Genomic DNA, 21,120 nt, shown 5'->3' with positions numbered 1-21,120 from the left:
GTGTAGGAAAAGCTACTTAGAGAGCCTTCTCGATGCGGCTCGTGACGCCCTTGAGGTTAAGACCGACGACGTACTGCTTGATCGGGCGCTTGATGTGCTCGATCACAAAGCGCTTGCCGTCAATGTCCTGGGCAGCGAGGTTGCGATAGAGCTTCTCGACCTGCTCCTTGACCTCGGGATCGTTGAACGCGTAGTGGCCGGAGACATCCAGAATCTTCAGGCTGAGCTCGTCGTCGGCCAGAATGTCGTCAACCTGCAGGTTGACATCGTCGCCGGTCATCCACTTGCGCCAGCGCTCGGTCTTGATGGCCTTGACCAGCAGCGTGTGATACAGATCGGAGGGATCGTCGCACAGGCCGTTGTCGACCAGAATCTGCTCGGTAGCGCAGAGCTTGAGGTAAGCGCGGGTCTCCTCGGTGCCGTACTGAGGGGCGACATTGGAAGCGGTCACGTGTGCCGGGATGTGCTCGAGCAGCGTCGCGTCGTCCAGGTAGTCGGCGTTGTGCTCCTTCAGGCCCACGCCGTAGCGCTTGGCCATGTCGGCGAGCTCGCGGGCATTCTTAAAGTTGTAATGACCGACCTGCTCGGTCCAACGGGTGAGCGTACCGGTCTGGCCGACGATAAAGGTGGGCATGGGGCAGCCGCGCTTCTCGAGCTCGGGCTGCAGCTGAGAAATGAACTCCTCGTACTTGTCGGTGGAGGTCAGGCCGCCATTGGTCTCCTCGGTACCGACCTCATAGGCAACCTCGGGCAGGTTATGCTCGCGACGGTACTGCTCAAGATAGTCGATAAGATCGATCGTGCGGCGAAGCACCACGTCGAGCGGAATAACCTTGCCGATCTGATAGGGGTCCTTGGTGGGGTCGACCATCAGCAGGTCAAAGCCTGCCTCCATGTCGGCGACAAAGGACTTGCGGGCGAGCTCCATGGCCTCGTCCTCGGGCAGGTGGGCGTTACGCTCCTCGTCGCGCTGCCACGGACCGCCGTGATCGCGGCACAGGTAGTACGGACCGGTATAACCCACCTCGTCGGCAACCTTCTTAATGTCGGCGGCAAAGCGCGTCTGGTCCCAACCGTTGACGTAGCCGGCGCCCATCTCGTCCATATCGACCTGGTTGCGGCTAGCGATAAACATGGGCGGGAAATCCTCGTCCTTGGCAAGCTCGAACACGGCCTGAATCAGGTTGGGGCTCATGGGACCAATGCCGACCATGGTTGCGTGATCGCCGCTGTCCTGCAGCTTGAGCATGCCCTGAACGGCCTGGCGGATGGTGAGGTTGGACATTTTGTTCTCCTTCTCCAGAGGATTTTTGACAAAAGTTCCCTGGGACCCAGATGTGGGCCCTATCAGTGCGGATGGATTTTGTTGTGTAGGGGCGGTTGTGCGGAGTCAAATCCATCCCTCCGCACAACCGGAATCCTTAAAGGTTTACTTGGCCTGCTTATCGAGCGTGGGCTTCATGGCAATCAGGATTGCAGCGGCGACCAAGGAGCCAATCACGATGTCCAGGCAGAACAGCGCGACGTTGTTGGTGGCCAGGGCGACAATAAAGCCACCATGCGGAACATAGCAGTCGATGCCCTGGAAGGCGGCAAGCGCCGCGCCCACGGCAGAGCCGATGCAAATGCCGGGCAGGGTGTGGCCAAGATCCTTGACCGCGAAGGGAATAGCGCCCTCGGTAATACCGATGCAGCCCATGAACAGCGCAGAGATGCCCATCTGACGGTCAGCGTCATCGAACTTGTTCTTGGCGATGAGCGCAGCGAGGCCGCAAGCAATCGGGGGAATGGCGACGGCGACGCGGAACATACCGTTGGGGCCGTAGGTGCCGGAGGCCATGATGGCCATGGTAAAGGTTGAAGCGGTCTTGTTGATGGGGCCACCCATATCGAAAGCGGTCATAACGCCAATGACCAAGCCCAGGACGACGGCGGAGCCGCCCTGCAGGCTGCCGAGCACGCTGGTGAGCCAATCCATCACAAAGCCAAGCGGCGTGGCCAAGATGTAGATGTAAGCCATGCCCAGGACGAGCGAGGTCAGAATCGGGATGATCAGAATGGGCATGATGGTCTGGATGGTGTTGTTGACCTTCCAGGTCTTCATCCAGCGGACAAAGTAACCGCAGATGACAGCCATGATCATGGCGCCCAAGAAGCCGGTCGAAACGCTGTTGCCGCTCGGGGTGACGACGGCGTTGTTAACCAAGTAGCCCAGGACGAAGCCGGGGGCAAGTGCGGGCTTACCGGCCATCGAGTAGGCGATGTATGCCGCAAGCACCGGAATCATCATAGAGATGCCGGCCATGCCGATAGTGTTAAGACTCACCATCAACGGGTTGGTGACCTCCATACCGCTAGCACCGGCAGTACCGGATGCCAACGAGAAGGCGAGGAACACGCCACCGATAACGACGATGGGGATAAAATAGGAAACACCGGTATTGAATGCATTGAGCAGCGTCTTGCCAGGATCGGCAAAGATGGACTGCTTGGACGCCGGTGTCGGGGCCTGCGGGGCAGCGGAGACGGCCTTCTTCTCTGCCTTGGCCTCGGCCTTGGACGCGTCAACGGCACCGCCCGTCGCCTTGATGATCTCGACAGCCTGGTCGATAATCTTTACCGGATCGGCGATTACATCCGAGGTGCCGACCTTGAGGAACTTGCCCTCGGCCATCTTTTGCTCAAAACGGTCCTCGTTCTCGACGCCCACGTCGACGGACTCGAGCACCAGGTCGGCGCAATCAACGTCTTCCTGCGTGAGCTCATTTTCGATACCCAGACCACCCTGAGCCTCGACTTTGCACTCGATGCCACGAGCGGCGCATTCATCCTGAATCGCCTTCTGGGCCATATACGTGTGGGCGATACCCACGGTACAGGCGGCAACGCCTACGATCTTCATTGCTTCCCTCTTTTCATAGAGTTGCGTGCGCAAGACACCGTTTGCGGAGGCCTCCGGAGCATCCCCTGCCGTTTGGACTTGCTGTCTTTTCGACAAGACCAATATAGGTGCTCGTTTTTCTTAATGCCAGTTTATTTCGGTAAACGCGCAGGTCAGAGCGTTGGTTACGCTATTTAGTTATGCGTTTAACCAAAAATGAATCCTGCGATTTTACCCTCGATTTCAAAAGTCAAGAAGTATTTGATTTTCTCGGTAGACGGCAGATGCGCATGCCGGTCACAAATTTCGACCCCACCCATATACCGCATTTGTTGCATACTCATATGAAAGGAAAAAGTCGCTCACCAAAGCGCATCCCTCACCAAGACTCAAAGTCATCATGTTGGAAAATGCTCATCTGTCGGAAGGAGTCGCTGTGGCAAAACAGCGCGTTACGATCGCAGACGTCGCTCGAGAGGCGGGAACCTCGACGGCAAGCGTCTCGTATTACCTCAACGACAAACGAGAAAAGCTTAGCGAGAAGACGCAGGCAAAGATTGCGCGCGTCATCAAGGAACTCGGATACGTTCCCAACGCCCAAGCGCAAACGCTCACCGGCAAGCAGACCCACGTCATCGCCATCATCATCTTGGATAACACCAACAAATGGGCGGGCCTCGTCCTCAACGGCATGGAGCAGGTCATGCTCCCCGCGGGCTACCAGACGGTCGTTTGCACGAGCAACTTTAACCCCGAGACCGAGCTCATGTATGTCGACAAAATGCTCTCACTGGGCGTCGATGGTTTTATCATCCAGCCCACGGCAAATTTCAAGGCCGTTCATGACCGCATCAAGCGCGCCGACAAGCCCGTCGTCTTTTTTGACGCGGCCATCTACAGCCCAGGCACCAGCTGGATCAAAACCAACCTCTACGACGGCGTGTACAATGCCACGCAGGCGCTTCTCGACGCCGGCTACGAAGACTTCTTTTCCATCGCCGCCAACATGACCGAAATGCGCACTCGCATGGAACGTTTTCAGGGATATGCCGAGGCATTGGCCGCGAATGGGCAGCTCTACAAAGCCATCCCCATCGATCACAACAAACCGTCGATCAACGAGCTCACCGAATACTTTAAATACAAGTTCAACCCCGCCAAGCGCACGCTCATCTTCGTACAAAACCAATGGGCGCTTCCCCGTGTCTACAAGGCCCTCCAACCCATGGCCCATCTACTTCCGCAGCAAATAGGTCTTTTGGGACTCAACTGCGAAGACTGGACCAACCTCACCACGCCGACCGTCTCCACGATCATCGAGCCCGTCGACCAGGAAGGCAGGGAGGCGGCCGAGATGCTGCTCGCCTTGCTTGATGGCAGCAGCCAACCCGGCGAGCAGCGCATTCTCGAGTGCAAGCTCAACTGGCTCGACTCCACCTCGATCTAGCCATACGTCAAATATGAAGCAAATGAACCAGTAGCGTTTGTCCCAAATCTTAAGTATTTGTTCGACAGAACGGCCTCTGCCGGCTCCTGCTAGACTGGTAGATTCCCAACCGTCCATCCAGGAGCCTCAATGTCGCGCAAGTCCGCCTACAAGCAAGCACTTTCCATCGGCACCGCCGTGGTGCTGGGCTTTGCGCTGTTTACGGGATCGCTCGACGGGGCGCCCAAGCTGCTCTCGCCGCAAAGCGATGAACAGGCGGCGGCCCTGGCCGAGAAGCAAAACGAGAGCCCCAGCCGCACCGACGACGAGGCGGACCTGGTCGCCCGGCTCGAATCGGGAACGGTAAGCTCCTCGGATTCCAAAGGCGGCCAAAGCACCGGCGATGGCTCCGAATTCACCACAACCGGCACCGGCGACGATGTCTCTTCGAACGCCACCCCCGTCGACGAAGTGGAAAACCCCGACCTCAACCGCGCGCGCGGCGTATACCTCACCAGCATTCCCGACTACGCCGGCAACCCCTACGTTGCCCTCCGCGCCGACGGCACGCATCCGCTCGGCACGCCGTCGTTCACGCTCGATGAATACGAACGGGCCACCGAAGAGGGCTGCTTTAAGAAGTTCTCTAAACTCGACAGCCTGGGCCGTACCCGCAAAGCACTCGCCTGCATAGGACCCGAATCGCTCGGTCAGGGCAAGCGCGGCGATATCTCGCGTATCCACCCCGCCGGGTGGCACCAGCAGCGCTACGACTTTATTCCGAGCCAGAGCCTCTATAACCGCTGCCACCTTATCGCTTGGTCGCTCTGCGGCGAAAACGCCAACCGCAAAAATCTCCTGACCGGCACGCGCTATCTCAACGAGACGGGCATGTTGCCCTTCGAAGAGCAGATCCTCGGCTATATCCGCGACACGGGCAACCACGTGCTCTACCGCGTCACGCCCATGTACAACGAAGAGGAACTCGTCTGCCGCGGTGTCCGCCTCGAGGCGCAATCGGTCGAGGACCACGGCAAGACACTGTGCTTCCACGTGTACTGCTACAACCTGCAACCGCATGTGCAGATCGACTACGCCACCGGCCGCAATCAGGCCTCAGGGGACTAGCCCTAACCCGACAAGAACCGATTTGCATCCCCCCAGGGATCAAAAAGGGCCGTTCCGGATCACCCAGAGCGGCCCTTGCATCGGCATGTATAGCACCGGCAAAGCCACACGCTACTTAGCGCGACCCTCCTCATAGCGCTCGACCAGCTTGGCCTGAACGTCATAGGGCACCTGCTCGTAGCCGGCGGGCTTCATGGTAAAGTCACCCGTGCCGCGCGTGATAGAGCGCAGGCGCGTCGAGTAATCCGTCAGCTCGGCGAGAGGTGCCTGCGCGATAACCACGGTGTCTCCGCGCTCATCGGTCTCCATGCCTGTCACGCGACCGCGCGAGGCCGAGATGTCGCCCATCACGGCGCCGGCGTAGCTCTCGGGGATAGTCACCGTGATTTCCTCGATGGGCTCCAGCACCACCGGGTCGGCATCGGCGCATGCCTTGCGCAGGCCGATGCGAGCCGCCGCGCGGAACGCCATCTCGTTGGAGTCGACGCTGTGATACGAGCCGTCGTACACAGCCACACGAATGCCCGTAAGCGGGTAGCCGGCAATAATGCCGTCCTTCATGGTCTCCTGGACGCCCTTGTCCACGGCGGGAATCAGCGAGCGCGGAATACGGCCGCCTACGACCTCGTCCACAAACTCATAGCCATCGCTCGTGCCGTCGGGCCCAATGAGTGGCTCAACGCGCAGCCAGCAGTCGCCATACTGACCGGCACCGCCAGTCTGCTTCTTGTGTCGGCCCTGTGCGCTCGCCGTGCGGCGGATGGTCTCGCGATACGGAATGCGGATCGGCACGCTCTTTGCCACAACCTTGGTGCGGTCCTCCAAACGGTTGAGCAGCACCGAAACCTGCGCCTCGCCCACCGCCGAGATGATGGTCTGCCCGGTCTCCTCGTCGCGGTCGATGCTCATGGTCGGGTCTGCCTTGCAGGCCTTCTCGATAAACGTGTAGAGCTTCTCCTCGTCGCCACGCTTCTCGGCCTCGATGGCGATGCGGTACTGCGAGTTGGGGAACTTAAACGCCGCAGCCTCAACCTTGCCGGTAATCGAGAGCGTATCGCCCGTCTCGGCCGCCAGCTTGGGTGCCACGATGATATCGCCGGCATAGGCGTGCCCGACCTCGGTCATGTCGCGGCCGCACATCACATAAAGGTGAGCCAGACGGTCGCTCTTGCGCGTGCGGGCGTTGATCAGCTCAAGACCCGGCTCAAGCGTACCCGTCAGCACCTTGATAAAGCTGATGCGACCCTGCTGCGGATCGGCCAGGGTCTTAAACACAAAGGCCACCGGACGGTCATCGTCACTCGAGATCTTAAGCGAATCGCCGTCGATGAGCGGCATCTCGCCGTAGTCGGTCGGCGCCGGGAAGTACGTGGCGATGTCGTCCATCAGCGAGTTGACGCCCTGCTCCTTAATGCAATCGCCCGCAAAGACCGGCACAAAGATGCGTTCGGCGATCGCCTTGGACAACAAGCCCTCAAGCTCCTCCTGCGTCAGCGTCTCCTCGCCTTCCAAGTATTTCATCATCAGCTCGTCGTCAGCCTCGGCCACCAGCTCGCACAGATGGTCATGGGCCTCCTCGGCCTGGGCACGATACTCCTCGGGAATCTCCGACTCAACGGCCTCGGCGCCGTTGCAGTGGCGCGCCTTCATGCGCACCAGGTCGATGATGCCGTCAAAGTCCTCGCCCTCGCCCCAGGGAAGAGTCACGGCGCCCAGGCGCGTACCAAAGCGCTCCTGCAGCAGGTCCATTGTGGTCGCAAAGCTGGCCTCGGAGCGCGACAGGCGGTTTACGAATACCGCACGCGCCAGACGCAGGTCCTCGGCGGCATACCAGAGCTTAACCGTCGTAGGCTGCGGGCCGGCCTCGGCGTCGACCACAAACAGGGCCGTCTCGCAGACGCTCATCGCGGCAAAGGCGTCGCCGATAAAATCGGGGTAGCACGGGGCATCGAGCACATTGATGCGCGCGCCCTTCCAGTCGATCGGCGCGATGGTCGTCGAGATGGAAAATGCACGCTTGACCTCTTCGGGGTCATAGTCGAGCGTGGGCTTGGTGCCGTCGTGGCCGCCCAGGCGGGCGGTCTTGCCGGAAAGGTGGAGCATGGCCTCGGCGAGTGAAGTCTTGCCCACCCCGCCTTGGCCTACGAGCACCACGTTCCTTACGTTACCGGTCTTGGGAGCACCCATGATGACCTCCTTGCAGGGCCGCGCGCAATGCGCGACGCCAACGGGGAGAGTTCGCGGTCGGTGCCGTCCCGGGAGCAGCATGGTCGGCAGCCGAGCCGACTCACCCTCCAAATGTCCTATGCCACCACCCTACCCTCACGGACGGCTGTCCATGCATACCTTTCGGCACACGTATGAATACAGGCGGCGAGAGGAAGAGACAAGCTTGTGGGGCAATTATTGAACCCCGTCGATGTAAACAAAAAGCCACCACAGACCGTAAGACCTGTGGCGGCTTCGCCTCAATTAATAGTTGAGTAAATACCTGAGTCTATCCCTCGATACGGCTCAAGAACTCACGCGTGCGCTGCTCGCGCGGATGGTCGATAACCTGCTCGGCAGATCCCTCCTCGACAATGCGACCGCCATCCATAAAGACCACGCGGTCGGCAACGTCGCGGGCAAACTGCATCGCGTGCGTCACGATCACCATCGTCATATTCTGCGCGGCCAAATCCTTGATGACGCGCAGCACCTCAGCCGTCAGCTCTGGATCGAGCGCCGAGGTCGGCTCATCAAAGAACAAGATTTCCGGGTCGAGCGCCAGGGCGCGGGCAATACTCACGCGCTGCTGCTGACCGCCCGAAAGCTCGCAGGGTACCTTGTTCTCGTTACCCGTAAGCCCCATCTGTGCAATAAGCTCGTGTGCGCGGGCCTCCGCCTGCTCGCGCGGACGCTTAAGCACGCGGATCGGCGCGTCGATGATGTTTTTCATCACCGTATAGTGCGGGAACAGATTGTAGTTCTGGAACACCAGACCAAACCGCGAGCGCGCCTGTTTGGGCACGTCGCCTTTCGCATAGACCGCACCCGGTCCCGCGTCCGTCGCGACGGCAAGGTCGCCAAACGAGAGCGAGCCGCCGTCGAGCGTCTCGAGCAGCGTGGCACAGCGCAGCAGCGTGGACTTACCGCCGCCCGAAGGCCCGATAATCGCCACGACCTCGCCGCGCTTCACCTCGAGCGAGATGTCCTTGAGCACCTCATTGCCACCAAACGCCTTGCGCGCGCTTTCGATTTTCATCACCGAGTTAGTCATGATAATAGTCCAGCTTCTTTTCGGCGGCGCCCAGCAGCATCTCGACCACAAAGTTAAAGACCCAGTAGATCAGAGCCGCAATCGCAAACGGCACCATGCTCACCTGCGAGGCAACCAGCGCCTTGGCGGTCGAAAACATCTCACCCACGCCAATGGCAAACGCCAGCGACGTGTCCTTGACCAGCGTAATGATCTCGTTGCCCATCGCCGGCAAGATGCGCTTGGCGACCTGCGGCATCACAATGTACAAAAACGTCTGCAGGCGCGAGTAGCCCAGCACCTCGGCGGCCTCGTATTGACCGCGCGGAATGGACTGCAAGCCCGAGCGATAGATCTCGGCAAAGTAACCGGCGTAGTTGATGATGAACGCCACGACGCACGCCGTCCACTTGGAATCGGGCGTGAGCGAAATGCCAAACACGTAGTACGGGGCAAAGTAGATGGCAAACATCTGCAGCATGAGCGGCGTACCGCGCATGACCGAAATGTAGATGCGCGCAATCCAGCGGAGCGGCGCAATTTTGCTCATGCGCATAAACGCCACGGGGATTCCCAGCGGAATCGACCCGAGCAGCGTTAGCACAAACAGCTGCAAGCTGACCAAGAATCCCTGGCCAAGCATTTGCATCATGACCTGAATAGACATTACTTGAGCACCCAATTATCGAAAGACAGACCGTAATCTGCATATTTATCACAGAGGTCCTTGACCGTGCCATCCTCGTAGAGTGCCTTGAGCGACTCGGTCACGGCATCGGCGGACTTGGTGTCGCCCTTCTTGAAGCCAACGGCGTAATGCTCGCTGGACAGCGGCTTGTCGAGCTGCGTATAGGCATCGGGCTTGGCGGCAAGCTGATACTGAGCGATCGAGAGGTCACAGGCAACGGCATCGACTGCGCCACTCTCGAGCTGCATAAACGCCGTGTTGTACTCACCGATGGTATCGAGCGTGGCAAACGTCGCGGCCAGATCCTTCTGGTCGCCCTCGAGCACATCCTGTGCGGCGGAATCAGTCTGGGTAATCACGGTCTTGCCGGCAAGATCGTCCCAGCTCTTGATACCCGCGTCCTTCTTGACCACGAGCACCTGCTCGTTGAGCATGTAAGGCTCGGAAAACGTGTAGTCGTCCTCGCGACCCTCCATGGTAAAGCCATTCCAGATGCAGTTGATGGCGCCGGAGTTGAGCAGCGTGTCCTTGGCATCCCAATCGATGGCCTCGTAATCGACATCCCAGCCCTGCTTATCGGCAACGGCCTTAGCCAGATCGAGGTCAAACCCGGTGTACTCGCCATCGTCGCCCACAAAGCCGTACGGAGGGTAGGACTTGTCAAAGCCCACCACGAGCTTCTTGGACTCCGCAGCGCCCTTCACATCCTTGGCCGCGGCAGAGCCAGCAGCGGAGCCCTTGCCGGCACCACCGCCGCAGCCTACCAGGCCGAGGCCAAGCACCGTGGCAAGCGAACCGGCTAGACCGACAAATTGACGACGAGACATATCGGTATTCATGGTATTCCCCCTTGATGGCACTTTAGTTAGGTAAAGTGAGTCATGTAACGTTCAGAATCATACACTTTAGCGTGATAGAGCACAAGGCGAGTTTGCCCGCCGCGTGAGGGGTGTGGGGGTTAAGTTTCCTGCTCTACAGTCCTGCTCACGACGGAGGCCACATTAAGTGGCCTCCTGTTCGTGCGGAACTCGCGATAAACTTAACCCCCACACCCCTCACGCGGCGGGCAACCGTCGTTGGGCTTATCACTGGCACGAATAAACCGCTTGCATATCGTCTGCTGGCTTGGCACGGTACAATACTTGCAGCTTAAATTTATGAATTAGTGGAGTTATTGATGGCAGAATCTCGTGCGGAGCGTAGGGCTCGTCGTGCTTTGGTGGAAGCGGCTGAGGGGTCAAAGGAGGAGAAATCTTCTACGAAATCCAAGTCTTCTAAAGCTGCAAAAAGCAAATCGACCAAGAGCAGGGCTAAGACCAAGCGTTCTGGCTCTCGTCGGGGCGGGGATAAGGCGCCTCAGGCTCGCCCCAAGCGCCCGCTTAACGATTCGGTTCCGTCCTCGCGTAAGGCCGTGGATCCCAAGTCGCCTTGTTCCATCATGCGGGCTTGTGGTGGGTGTACGGCGCTCAATCGTCCTTATAAGAAGCAGTTGGCGGCCAAGCAGGCTGCTATGGAGGAGCTGTTTGCTGAGCTCTGTGAGCGCGAGGGTGTTGCCGTTGATCCCATTCGCGGTATGGGTGTTACCCTGGGCGACCCGGGCAAGTATCCTGCGCCGCGTGGTTTTCGTCATAAGGCTGCCACTCCGTTTGCTCCCGGCAAAGAGGGCGCTGTCCGCTGCGGCTTTTTTGAACGTGGGACGCACAGGATCGTTGCTGTTCCTGAATGCCCTGTCGAGGCGCCGGGCACTCGTCAGATTCTCAACGGCATCGCGCGCGAAGCTGAGCGGCTGCATATTCCCGCCTTTAATGAGGACAAGCATCTTGGTTTGCTTCGCTATGCCGTCGTCCGCTGCGGTTGGCGCACCGACCAAGTCATGGTTACGCTCGTGACCGCCCAGCGTGACTTACCGCATGCGCAGGAGTTCTTTGAGGCCGTCGCGGCGCTCGATCCGCATATCGTCACCGTCGCCCAAAATATCAACGGCCGTCCCGGTAACGCCATCTTGGGTGAGGAGACTCGTATCGTCTATGGCGCCGAGTGCATGCGCGACCAGCTGCTCGGTTGCGAATTCGATATCTCCCCTACCGCGTTCTATCAGACCAATCCGCAGCAGACCGAGCTGCTCTATCAGCTCGCGATTGACGGCATGGACCTGCAGCAGGGCGACATTCTCATGGACGCTTACTGCGGCAGCGGCACCATCGGCCTGTGCGCCGCGAAGGATGCCCAGAACAGGGGTGTTGGCATTATGCTGCTCGGCGTGGAGCGCAACCCGGCGGGCATTGCCGACGCACGTCGCAATGCCGAGCTCAACGGCCTCACCCGCAGCGCTTGGTTTATGGCCGACGACGCCACCGATTACATCCTGGACGCCGCCGATAACAACGAGCGCGTTGACGTTCTCTCCATCGATCCGCCGCGCGCCGGCTCCACGCCCGAGTTTCTTGAGGCCGCCTGCACACTTAAGCCGCGCCGTATCACCTATATCAGCTGCAATCCCGTGACCCAAGAGCGCGACCTGCACCAACTCCTCGACGGAGACTATCGCCTGCTCAAGATCACGCCGGTCGACATGTTCCCTCATACCGACCACACCGAGACTGTCGCGGTCCTCGAACGCCGCTAATCCACCCCGGTAGATTTTAAGGCATGTCCCAAAAATCTACCGGCATAAGAAGGGGGACGGCCCGCCTGGACCGTCCCCCTTCATTAGGTATATACACCCGGCTACATCCCCTTGCGCAGGTCACACACGCCGGCTGCCGCCATCTCGCGCAGCAGCGTCTCGCGGTCGCGCGTCACGATCAGGTCCAGTGGGAAGTGAATCTCGTCGAGCATCTTGCGCGCGTGATCGAGCTTGCCAATGGCCATACCAATGTGGGCATCGGTCGACACGCCAATGCCCACGCCCAGTTCGGCACAGCGCTCGGCGATCTTGCGGCACACGTCCCAATGCTCGGCATCCGCGCCATGCTCAAGACTGTGGTTGTTGATCTCGATAATCTTGTGCTTGGCCTTGGCCGCCAGCAGCACCTCATCGATATCGAACGGCACGCCCGAACGACCCGTATGCCCAAGCATGAACACCTTGGGATGCTCCAGGGCATTGATGTACATCTCGGTCGTCTGGGCGAGCGTCGCGCCTTCAGCGAGCTGCGGATTATGCACGCTCGCAACCAAATAATCCAAATTGCGCGTCACCAAATCGAACAGCGAATGCTCACGACTATACGAATCGCCGGCAATATCGAGCGAAACGGGAATGCCCTCGCCAAACAGGCTTCCGTCCAGCGAAGCGATATCGGCCTCGGCACCACGCAGCACCAGCACGCCGCTCCAAATGCGCGGCCAGATATCCTGGTTAATAAAGAATTGGAAACTGCGCAGGTCATTGGGGCAAGGCGTAACCATCGAGCTTAAATGATCGGCGGAACCGAGCACCTGAAGGCCGCGCTCTGCCGCCCAATATATGTTCTCCTCGATGGTTGAATACGCATGCGCAGAGAACATCGTATGAGTATGAATATCACAAGAAAGCAGGTAGGGCATCAGGTCTCCTTGTCCAGTATGGCCGTCGCGTATATTCATTGTACGCATAGCTTTCAGCAGTCGTAAAACTGCTTCATCCCAATCACACAACGGCATAGACAACGGGGTCTGGCTTAGCGCCAAACCCCGTTTCACGTAAAACATTGTAAGCAGAGCGCTTTACTTTCGACGATATTCGTCAGCCAGTTGCTTCCAAGCGGGTAGCGAGTTGACGATGGTCTCGTAGCTCACACAGTAGCCAAGGCGGAACCAGCCCGGCATGCCAAAGCTATCCGAAGGCACCGCGAGCAGCTCATACTTCTTTGCGCGCTCGCAGAAGGCGTTCGCATCGGGCTCCAGCGCCTTCACCCACAGGTAGAATGCACCATCCGGCTCAACATAGGTGTAGCCGTACTCCGCCAGTGCATCGGTAAGCGCGGTGCGGTTGCGCGCATAGGCCTCAACGTCACTCGGCTCATCGATGCAATCGATAATCACGCGCTGGAAGAGCGCCGGCGCGCACACGAAGCCCAGCGTACGGGCGGCACCGGCAACGGCGGGCATTAGACGAGCTGCCTGAGGATTCGTATTGGGAACCAGGATCCACCCCACGCGCTCGCCCGGTAGCGAAAGCGACTTGGAATACGAGTAACACACGATGGTGTGCTCGTAGATCGAAGGCACCCAAGGCACCTCGGCGCCATAGACAATCTCGCGATACGGCTCATCCGAGATAAGCATGATCGGATTCTCGGGATCGCGCTTGGCGTTGACCTCGAGTAAAACATTGGCCAGTCGCGTCAGGGTATCGCGCGTATACACGGCGCCCGTCGGGTTATTCGGTGAGTCGATGATGACAGCTGCCGTCTTGTCGGTAATCGCCTTGAGCACATTATCCACGCTCAGCTGGAACGTATCTTCATCGGCGAGCGCCTCGACACACGTACAGCCGGCCTTCTCAATCCACACGCGATACTCCGGGAAGTACGGGGCGATAACAATGACCTCATCACCCGAGTTCGTAACGGCATTGAGCGTGCAGGTGAGCGAAGCCGCCGCGCCCACGGTCATGAAGACATCCTTGCCCTCATAGCTCGTACCGAAGCGACGGTTAAGAGACTCAGCCACGGCGGTACGGCACTGCGGCAGGCCCGGAGCGGGCGTATAACCGTGCAGCTGGTCACTCGGCAGTTCAAGCGCCTTTTTGATGGACTCCGCGACGGCGGCGGGAGCAGGAACGCTCGGGTTGCCCAGCGAGAAATCGAACACGTTTTCCGCGCCGATTTGCGCCTTGCGCTCAAGGCCGTAGCTAAAAATCTCGCGGATAATGGAGCTTTCCGCACCGCGGGCATACATAGTTTCGTTGATCATCTGTTCCCCTTTCGCATAGGCGGTATTGTACGCTTTAGCCAACTAGAGCGCCACAATGTTGATTGGGGACAGACTTAAATGCGTGAAAACGCTCATTTAAGTCTGTCCCCAATCAACAGATGGCCCCATATCGCTCAAAAGAAAAAGCCTCCACAGGTTTCCCCGCAGAGGCTTTCGCTACAAGAACTATTTGTCGGCGTCGGTGTTGCCGTCAGCGTTGACAGCATTGCCATCACCGGCATCATCGGATGCGGCTTCGGCATCCTCCTGCATGGCCGCCTGCGCAAAGGCCGCGGCATCAGCCGCCAGCTCCTCCTCGCTCATACGAGGCGCGCGCTTCTTGGTCGGCATGCCGGCCGCCTTGGCATTGCGCTCCTCCTTGGCCGCCAGGATATCGCCCTCGCGCTCAAGGTAGGCATCCCACTCGTTGTCGAGCAGGGCGTTCACGGCGTCGCCTTCGACGGTCTCGCGCTCAAGCAGCACCTTCGCCATCAGATCGAGCTGATCGCGACGGGCGTCCAGGATCTCGACCGCACGACGATGGGCCTCGCGCATGATGCGCTGAACCTCGATATCAATGCGGCGCGCCGTCTCCTCGGAGTAATCCTGATGATCGGCATAGTCACGGCCCAGGAATACCTGATGCTGCGCCTCGCCAAAGACCTGAGTGCCCAGCTCCTCGCTCATGCCCAGACGTGTGACCATCTCGCGCGCCATCTTGGTCGCGCGCTCCAGGTCGTTGCTCGCGCCCGACGTGATGTCATCGCACATGAGTTCCTCGGCAACGCGGCCGCCCAAGAACACGGCAAGCTCGTCGAGCATCTCGTTCTTGGTCTTGAGGAAGTGGTCCTCCTGCGGAAGCTGCAGCGTGTAGCCCAGGGCCTGACCGCGGCTGACGATCGAGATCTTATGAACCGGATCGGAATGCTCCAAGATGTGGCCCACCAGGGCGTGGCCGCTCTCATGGTAGGCAATCGTGGTGCGCTCGGCTTCGGTCATCACGCGACCCTTGCGTTGCGGTCCGGCAATCACGCGCTCCATCGACTCCTCGACCTCGTCCATCGAGATCACGGAACGATGGCGGCGGGCAGCCAGCAGCGCAGACTCGTTGAGCAGATTTGCCAGATCGGCGCCGGTGAAGCCAACGGTCATCTGGGCGAGCTTCTCAAACTTCACGTCCTCGTCCATCGGCTTGTTCTCGGCATGCACGCGCAAGATCTGCTCGCGGCCCTTCACATCCGGACGGTCGACCGTAACCTGACGGTCAAAACGGCCGGGACGCAGCAATGCCGGATCCAGAATATCGGGACGGTTGGTCGCAGCGATCAGGATGACCGGCTCGCTTTCCTCAAAGCCGTCCATCTCGACCAGCAGCTGGTTGAGCGTCTGCTCGCGCTCGTCGTGACCGCCGCCCAAGCCAGCTCCGCGCTGACGTCCCACGGCATCGATCTCGTCAATAAAGATGATTGACGGAGCCTGAGACTTGGCCTCCTTAAAGAGGTCACGCACACGGCTGGCGCCGACACCCACGAACATCTCGACAAAGTCGGAACCCGAGATGCTAAAGAACGGCACGCCCGCCTCGCCGGCAACGGCCTTGGCCAGCAACGTTTTACCGGTGCCCGGAGGGCCCACCAGCAACACGCCACGCGGGATCTTGGCGCCCAGCTTGCGATAGCGATCCGGATCGCTCAAAAAGTCACGGATCTCCTCGAGCTCCTCGACTGCCTCGTCCACGCCGGCAACGTCCTCGAACTTGACCTTGGGACGCGTAGCCTCGTTGGTCTTGGCATTGGTCTTGCCAAACTGCATGTTCCTATTATTGGCGCCCATCATCTGGCGCATAAAGTAGAACATGATGGCGATCAGGGCAATCGTCGGCAGCACACTCATCGCCAAGTCGCCCCAAAAATCGGGGTCGTTGGTGTTGACGATGTACTTGGTGTCGGGGTGCTCCGCCATAAGCTCGGCAAGCGAATCGGAGCCGACATAGGTCGAGGAGAAGCTCTTGAGCTCGCTCGTATCACCCTTGTCCTTTTTCGTCTTCCAGTAATGACCCGCCACGCTTCCGTCTTGAACCGTATAGGTCAAATCTTCGACGCGATCCTGCTTAATGGCGCTCACCATCTCGCTCGTCGCGAGCTTAACGGTATTGCTGGAGCTGGCAAAGCCAGAGCCCATGTTAAAGAAGGCGTAGCCCAGAAGCGCGCAAGCCAAAATAAAATACAGCCAGCCCGTACGCGTGGGCTTCTTGCCTCCGGGCATCCCCGGGATCTTAGGCTCCCGGGGAGTCTGGGAATTGTTATCGTTACGGTCGTCGGGCATCTTACGAATAAACCTCCGGTTTCAAAATGCCCAGATACGGAAGGTTGCGATAGCGCTCGGCATAGTCGAGGCCGTAGCCCACCACAAAGGCATCGGGGCAATGGGTTCCAACATACTTGGGCGTGACGGCCGAGGTACGGTCCTCAACGTCCTTCCATAGGAAGGCGGCGACCTCCAGAGAAGCGGGCTTGCGGCTCTCGAGGTTCTTCATCAGGTACTTGAGGGTCAGGCCCGAGTCCAGAATGTCCTCGACGATCAGCACGTCGCGACCACGGATGTCGATATCCAGGTCCTTAATGATACGCACGATACCCGAAGACTTCACACCGTCGCCATAGCTCGAAACAGCCATGAAATCGATGTTGGTCGGCAGCTCGATCTTGCGCATCAGGTCGCCCATAAAGACCACGGCGCCGCGCAGGACCGCAATCAGTACCAGATCCTTACCCGCGTAGTCGCGAGTAATCTGCTCGCCTAGGCGAGAGACGATACCGTCGATATCCTCCTGCGTAAACAGAACCTTCTCGATATCCGGATGTTGAGAAGCCATGACAACCCTTTCTTGTGCTTAATCGCCCACACACCGCCGTATGGACGCGAACTACACATTCTAGCAGCGCACGGGGTATATTTTCCAGCCCGCGCACCATCAGCGCGGGAATACCGTCAACGCCGCACAGAAAAGCTGGTGCGAGGAGCTAATCCGCGTCAACCACGCGAAGCAGATAGGCCACGCGCGTCGCCGCCGTGCACTTAAAACGTTCGTCCGCGCGAACGCCCGCGACCCATACTACGGCACCCCCCGGAGCCGTTCTTACCACGGGTACGCCAGAGCGGTCTGAAACAGGAATGCGCGCCTCGTTCAACAGGTCTGACACTTTCTTGCTTCGGCCGTTCATCCCCAACGGGCACATCACGTCTCCCGGCACAGGGCTATCCACCCACAGGCGCGCCGATCGTGCCTCGGTGGGAATCTCCCCGCGCGAGCCGGCTAACATCCGCTCGCCATCGCAGTCGGCAAACCCCAGGGCCGCCGCGTCTACCAAAGCTGTCACTTCCCCGGCAGCCGCAAGCTCACGGGCGCGGCGCACGATATCGCATCCCGGTTCAACGGCCATCGGCTCTGCGACCAGCACACGTCCCCCGCCCAACGGCAAACGACCGGGTACGGTAACCCAGTCCGCGACCAAGCCCTCGCGAGCCACCGGCGCCTTAAACGCCAGCATGCCAAACTCAATGCGTGCGTCAATCCCCGCCGGAAGCGTGACCGAGCCGGCGCCCTCAGCAACGCAGGAAAGGACTCGCTCCACATGTCGCATCTCTGGACGAGCGTCCGGATCGATGCGCTTAATCGCCAGTCGCACAATGCGCCGCGCGATTACCACCTCGGCCGCAGCAAGGCGCCTGGCATCGAGCACCAGCGCGCCCGCTGCCTCTTTGCGCAAACAGCTTCGAAACGCCTGTGCCGAAAGCTGAGACAAAAACGCGTCCTCATCGCCTAAGATCTCGCAGGCGGCGCCAATCGTCTTGCAGACGCTCGCGTTGCGCTGCGCCACCACCGGCATCACTCGATGGCGCACGTAGTTTCGCAGATACGAGATATCCTCATTGCTCTCGTCTTCACGCCACGGCTGACCATGTACCTGTAGATAGCCCACGAGCTCGCCATGAGTTAGGTCGAGCAAGGGACGCACCACGATATTCCTCCGGCGAGGAATGCTCGATAGGCCAGCGGGCCCCGATCCCTTAATCGCGTTCATCAAAAATGTTTCCACGCGGTCCGACGAAGTATGCGCGGTACAGATACGAGCCGCCGTCCGCGGTGCGCCCGATTCGGCACAAAGTTCGCGAACATATCTCCGTGCCGCGGCATAGCGCACCTCGCGAGCCGCAGCCTCGATATTGCCCGATTCGTCATCAAAATAGGCATGCTCAACACACAGCGGCAAGCCGTATTGCGCGCACAGGTCACGTACAAAGGCCTCGTCGCCATCGGATGCCTCCCTGCGCAGATGATGGTTTACATGCAGCACGTGCAATCGCTCGCGCGCAATGGGAGCGACGCCGCGCCCGTCCTGGATATCCAGCTTTGATGTGCAAGCCATAAGGAGCAGTGCCGTCGAGTCCGCACCGCCTGATACCATGAGCACTACGGGGGCAGCGGCCTGCCGCGTTGCCAGGGCGCTCTTATCCGTCCTCGGCGCGGCATGATGTCCATAGTGCTGAGATACCGTTGGCATTCGCTTCCTCCTCTATTCGTCCGCACTCATTGTATCCTTTGGAATCTTATGTCTCGCCTGCACCTTCATATCCTCGGCAGCGGCTCAAAAGGCAACTGCGCACTCGTCGAGGGGCCTCAGGGGCTCATCATGATCGACAACGGCCTGTCCCGCCGCGAGACACTTAAACGCATGGCGGAGCTTGGCCTCTCGGCAGACGACGTCGCCGCTCTAGTAATCACCCATGAGCATGGTGACCATATCAAGGGGCTCGATGTATGGTGCAAGCACTGGCATGGTCCCCTCTTTGCCAGCAGGGACACCCTTTCATGCAAAGAAAACCTCGCGCACCTGCCCGTAGAGGAATTTGACCCCGGCGACACGCTCCCCATTGCCGGCATCCACGTGCAAACCTACTCAACATCGCACGATGTCATCAATCCTGTCGGCTATCGATTTAATGCTCTCGATGATTCCATTGGGTTTACCACCGACACCGGAGAGCTATCGAGCAAGGCCATAGGCATCCTCAAAGACTGTCGAGTTCTCGCGCTCGAAAGCAACCACGATGTAGCTATGCTGCGCGAAGGAGCGTACCCCCGCTTTCTTCAGGAGCGCATCCTGTCCACAAAGGGGCACCTCTCCAACAACCAGGCCGCCGAAGCCGCGCGCGAACTTGTTACCGATCGCACCGAACAGCTCATCGCCATGCATATCAGCCAGGACAATAATCGTCCAAGCCTTACCGTCAAAAGCTATGCCAACGCGCTTGATGCAAGTCTCGATGATGAACTCGGCAGTTCTGCCACCCGTCTTCAAGGGCCACGGAAGCTCTCGATACGCCCTGCAAGTCAGTATCAACCGACAACTATTCAATAGCCCCACAAGACAACAAAAGGGGGCTGGGAATCACTTCCCAGCCCCCTTAACTCATACTCTCGATTGAAGCAGAGCCATCGTTAGTCGATGGAGATCTTCGTGACGTTCTTCTTCTCGACGATCTTAGGAACCGTAACGGTGAGGATGCCGTCAGCATACTTTGCAGAGAGGCCCTCGCTCGAAGCGTCCTTCAGATATACGCCACGCGTCGCGCTGTACGAGCTAAACTCCTTCTGCAGGAAGTTCTTGCCCTCGTTCTCGGCACTCTCCTCGACGTTCACGCTGATGGACAGGCGACCCTCATTGAGCTCAACGTCGATGTCATCCTTGGCGACACCGGTCAGATACGCCTTGACCTCGTAGCCATCGCCCTTGTCCTCAACGTCAACGGGGAACGCCTTGGAGGCAATCGAGTTGTTTGCAAGGTCGGTCATATCATCAAACAGATCGAACAGCGAGCTAGCAGAAGGACGAACGCCAAAAACCGAACGATAAGGAACCATGCTTGCCATGTTTACCACTCCTTTTAAGGACTGCCGAGCCATCTTCTAGGTGACTGGGACTTCTTTTGACGCTCTTATATATGCCCACCCAGTGCCCATATATACATCGACTATAAAGTTTTTTGAGTCCAGTACTATAAGCATATCTAAGTGTGTATGACTCAGGTTTTAGTAAGGTTAAGGTTCTTTGAACCAGAGCTTAAATAACAAGTATGTTCGCAGCTACAAATAACAAGGGGCTTACAATGAGCGCGTACACGTTGTTGGTAACGAGCTAAAGGGCATCATGGACGACCAAAACCAGAACAATATGTTTATGCCGACGCAGGGCGAAGATACTTCTACGCAGCCGCCACGGTTCCATCGCCCCCACATCTCGCAAGAGCCCATCAATGACCAAGAGCTCGATTATGTGACGAGAAACCGATATCAAACGCTCGAGGATGCCCAAACGGGACGTAAACATATGGGCGTCGCCTCGGGAGACCCTGTATATCTGAAAGACGCACCATTATCTAAAAACAGCGCAGCTAGTGATGAGCCGATGAAAGCATCCGCCGTCCATCAACAAAGAGGGCCTCGACCCAAGCAAACCTTGACGCATTCGGCTCGCTATCTCGAAACGCCAAAACAGGGAAAGTCAATCTTCGTTTCGTCAAGTAAACGACGCAAGCAGCATCAGCTGACAATTCTGCTTTTGACCATTGCGGCCATAGCAGTTGCCCTTGTTATACGATTTATTTTCTTTAAATAAAGGCTCAATACCGAAAACAACAAGATCGTCTGGTGTAATTGAGTCATTTACGCCCCGTAAACGCAAAAAAGGGGGAGGCCGCGAGGCCTCCCCCTTCTGCAGTTTCGATGACGGCTCGGTGCCGTCCACCGGTCAGCGGCGCCCTGGCCTCCCACGGGCTGGCCCCGCAGTACTCTC

Annotated in this window: 17 protein-coding genes; 5 read left to right on the top strand and 12 right to left on the bottom strand. The window is 58.8% G+C overall.

The window, feature by feature from the left end:
- Positions 1 to 16: 16 nt before the first annotated feature.
- Together DW151_RS08005 and DW151_RS08000 are read right to left on the bottom strand one after the other, a co-directional pair.
- Entirely contained in the window at positions 17 to 1,285 is a 1,269-nt protein-coding gene (locus tag DW151_RS08005; RefSeq protein ID WP_055251764.1) for a class II D-tagatose-bisphosphate aldolase non-catalytic subunit, read from the bottom strand.
- A 144-nt stretch (positions 1,286 to 1,429) separates the two neighbouring features.
- Entirely contained in the window at positions 1,430 to 2,902 is a 1,473-nt protein-coding gene (locus DW151_RS08000; protein WP_118335297.1) for a PTS fructose transporter subunit IIC, read from the bottom strand.
- Positions 2,903 to 3,317: 415 nt separating this feature from the next.
- Here DW151_RS08000 and DW151_RS07995 point away from each other — a divergent pair, with 415 nt between their 5' ends.
- Together DW151_RS07995 and DW151_RS07990 are read left to right on the top strand one after the other, a co-directional pair.
- Positions 3,318 to 4,328 (top strand): LacI family DNA-binding transcriptional regulator, encoded by a 1,011-nt coding sequence (locus DW151_RS07995; RefSeq protein ID WP_233502874.1) that lies wholly within the window; start codon positions 3,318 to 3,320, stop codon positions 4,326 to 4,328.
- Positions 4,329 to 4,457: 129 nt separating this feature from the next.
- Complete coding sequence (locus tag DW151_RS07990; protein ID WP_118335295.1) at positions 4,458 to 5,435, top strand: DNA/RNA non-specific endonuclease; 978 nt, start codon at positions 4,458 to 4,460, stop codon at positions 5,433 to 5,435.
- Positions 5,436 to 5,546: 111 nt separating this feature from the next.
- Here the strand turns inward: DW151_RS07990 and DW151_RS07985 are convergent, their stop codons facing one another.
- From DW151_RS07985 to DW151_RS07970, 4 genes are all read right to left on the bottom strand, one after another.
- Entirely contained in the window at positions 5,547 to 7,622 is a 2,076-nt protein-coding gene (locus DW151_RS07985) for a translation factor GTPase family protein (RefSeq protein WP_118335293.1), read from the bottom strand.
- 310 nt (positions 7,623 to 7,932) lie between these two features.
- Positions 7,933 to 8,697 (bottom strand): amino acid ABC transporter ATP-binding protein, encoded by a 765-nt coding sequence (locus tag DW151_RS07980; RefSeq protein ID WP_118335291.1) that lies wholly within the window; start codon positions 8,695 to 8,697, stop codon positions 7,933 to 7,935.
- Positions 8,690 to 9,343: an amino acid ABC transporter permease gene (locus DW151_RS07975; RefSeq protein WP_099432382.1), complete on the bottom strand. Its 654-nt coding sequence runs from the start codon at positions 9,341 to 9,343 to the stop codon at positions 8,690 to 8,692. Before DW151_RS07975 ends, DW151_RS07980 begins: the two co-directional genes overlap by 8 nt.
- Positions 9,343 to 10,203, bottom strand: a complete 861-nt coding sequence (locus DW151_RS07970; RefSeq protein ID WP_117638079.1) for a transporter substrate-binding domain-containing protein — start codon at positions 10,201 to 10,203, stop codon at positions 9,343 to 9,345. The genes DW151_RS07975 and DW151_RS07970 overlap by 1 nt, the downstream gene beginning before the upstream one ends.
- Positions 10,204 to 10,775: 572 nt before the next feature.
- Between DW151_RS07970 and rlmD the strand changes: the two genes are divergently transcribed.
- Positions 10,776 to 11,990 (top strand): 23S rRNA (uracil(1939)-C(5))-methyltransferase RlmD, encoded by a 1,215-nt coding sequence (rlmD, locus tag DW151_RS07965; RefSeq protein ID WP_370448025.1) that lies wholly within the window; start codon positions 10,776 to 10,778, stop codon positions 11,988 to 11,990.
- Between the two features lie 101 nt (positions 11,991 to 12,091).
- On the opposite strand, the gene DW151_RS07960 is transcribed toward rlmD, so the two are convergent.
- From DW151_RS07960 to tilS, 5 genes are all read right to left on the bottom strand, one after another.
- Complete coding sequence (locus tag DW151_RS07960) at positions 12,092 to 12,913, bottom strand: phosphatase (protein WP_118335287.1); 822 nt, start codon at positions 12,911 to 12,913, stop codon at positions 12,092 to 12,094.
- Positions 12,914 to 13,072: 159 nt separating this feature from the next.
- The gene (locus DW151_RS07955; protein ID WP_118335285.1) at positions 13,073 to 14,263 is read right to left on the bottom strand and encodes a pyridoxal phosphate-dependent aminotransferase; all 1,191 of its coding nucleotides are present in this window, start codon (positions 14,261 to 14,263) and stop codon (positions 13,073 to 13,075) included.
- A gap of 186 nt (positions 14,264 to 14,449) precedes the next feature.
- Positions 14,450 to 16,588, bottom strand: coding sequence for an ATP-dependent zinc metalloprotease FtsH (gene ftsH / locus DW151_RS07950; protein WP_118335283.1), 2,139 nt, complete (start codon positions 16,586 to 16,588; stop codon positions 14,450 to 14,452).
- Between the two features lies 1 nt (position 16,589).
- Positions 16,590 to 17,138: a hypoxanthine phosphoribosyltransferase gene (hpt, locus tag DW151_RS07945; protein ID WP_055251779.1), complete on the bottom strand. Its 549-nt coding sequence runs from the start codon at positions 17,136 to 17,138 to the stop codon at positions 16,590 to 16,592.
- A gap of 148 nt (positions 17,139 to 17,286) precedes the next feature.
- Entirely contained in the window at positions 17,287 to 18,828 is a 1,542-nt protein-coding gene (tilS, locus tag DW151_RS07940) for a tRNA lysidine(34) synthetase TilS (RefSeq protein ID WP_199579925.1), read from the bottom strand.
- 48 nt (positions 18,829 to 18,876) lie between these two features.
- Between tilS and DW151_RS07935 the strand changes: the two genes are divergently transcribed.
- Positions 18,877 to 19,686 carry an MBL fold metallo-hydrolase gene (locus DW151_RS07935; protein WP_118335281.1) on the top strand — a complete coding sequence of 270 codons (810 nt, stop codon included), beginning with the start codon at positions 18,877 to 18,879 and terminating at the stop codon, positions 19,684 to 19,686.
- An 80-nt stretch (positions 19,687 to 19,766) separates the two neighbouring features.
- Here the strand turns inward: DW151_RS07935 and DW151_RS07930 are convergent, their stop codons facing one another.
- On the bottom strand, positions 19,767 to 20,198 hold the full coding sequence (locus DW151_RS07930) for an Hsp20/alpha crystallin family protein (RefSeq protein ID WP_117635977.1): 432 nt from the start codon (positions 20,196 to 20,198) through the stop codon (positions 19,767 to 19,769).
- Positions 20,199 to 20,475: 277 nt separating this feature from the next.
- Between DW151_RS07930 and DW151_RS07925 the strand changes: the two genes are divergently transcribed.
- A complete protein-coding gene (locus DW151_RS07925; protein ID WP_118335279.1) occupies positions 20,476 to 20,943 on the top strand; it encodes a hypothetical protein in 468 nt (155 codons plus the stop codon).
- Positions 20,944 to 21,120: the final 177 nt, after the last annotated feature.

The sequence above is a fragment of the Collinsella sp. AM13-34 genome, assembly GCF_003473055.1.
In the GTDB taxonomy this organism is placed as follows: domain Bacteria; phylum Actinomycetota; class Coriobacteriia; order Coriobacteriales; family Coriobacteriaceae; genus Collinsella.
This window is presented reverse-complemented; position numbering and strand designations above follow the sequence as displayed.

Coding starts and splice junctions, on each gene's coding strand:
- DW151_RS08005 (WP_055251764.1), bottom strand. CDS start 1,285: ATGTCCAACCTCACCATCCGCCAGGCCGTTCAGGGCATGCTCAAGCTG.
- DW151_RS08000 (WP_118335297.1), bottom strand. CDS start 2,902: ATGAAGATCGTAGGCGTTGCCGCCTGTACCGTGGGTATCGCCCACACG.
- DW151_RS07990 (WP_118335295.1), top strand. CDS start 4,458: ATGTCGCGCAAGTCCGCCTACAAGCAAGCACTTTCCATCGGCACCGCC.
- DW151_RS07985 (WP_118335293.1), bottom strand. CDS start 7,622: ATGGGTGCTCCCAAGACCGGTAACGTAAGGAACGTGGTGCTCGTAGGC.
- DW151_RS07980 (WP_118335291.1), bottom strand. CDS start 8,697: ATGACTAACTCGGTGATGAAAATCGAAAGCGCGCGCAAGGCGTTTGGT.
- DW151_RS07975 (WP_099432382.1), bottom strand. CDS start 9,343: ATGTCTATTCAGGTCATGATGCAAATGCTTGGCCAGGGATTCTTGGTC.
- DW151_RS07970 (WP_117638079.1), bottom strand. CDS start 10,203: ATGAATACCGATATGTCTCGTCGTCAATTTGTCGGTCTAGCCGGTTCG.
- DW151_RS07960 (WP_118335287.1), bottom strand. CDS start 12,913: ATGCCCTACCTGCTTTCTTGTGATATTCATACTCATACGATGTTCTCT.
- DW151_RS07955 (WP_118335285.1), bottom strand. CDS start 14,263: ATGATCAACGAAACTATGTATGCCCGCGGTGCGGAAAGCTCCATTATC.
- ftsH (WP_118335283.1), bottom strand. CDS start 16,588: ATGCCCGACGACCGTAACGATAACAATTCCCAGACTCCCCGGGAGCCT.
- hpt (WP_055251779.1), bottom strand. CDS start 17,138: ATGGCTTCTCAACATCCGGATATCGAGAAGGTTCTGTTTACGCAGGAG.
- tilS (WP_199579925.1), bottom strand. CDS start 18,828: ATGCCAACGGTATCTCAGCACTATGGACATCATGCCGCGCCGAGGACG.
- DW151_RS07935 (WP_118335281.1), top strand. CDS start 18,877: ATGTCTCGCCTGCACCTTCATATCCTCGGCAGCGGCTCAAAAGGCAAC.
- DW151_RS07930 (WP_117635977.1), bottom strand. CDS start 20,198: ATGGCAAGCATGGTTCCTTATCGTTCGGTTTTTGGCGTTCGTCCTTCT.
- DW151_RS07925 (WP_118335279.1), top strand. CDS start 20,476: ATGGACGACCAAAACCAGAACAATATGTTTATGCCGACGCAGGGCGAA.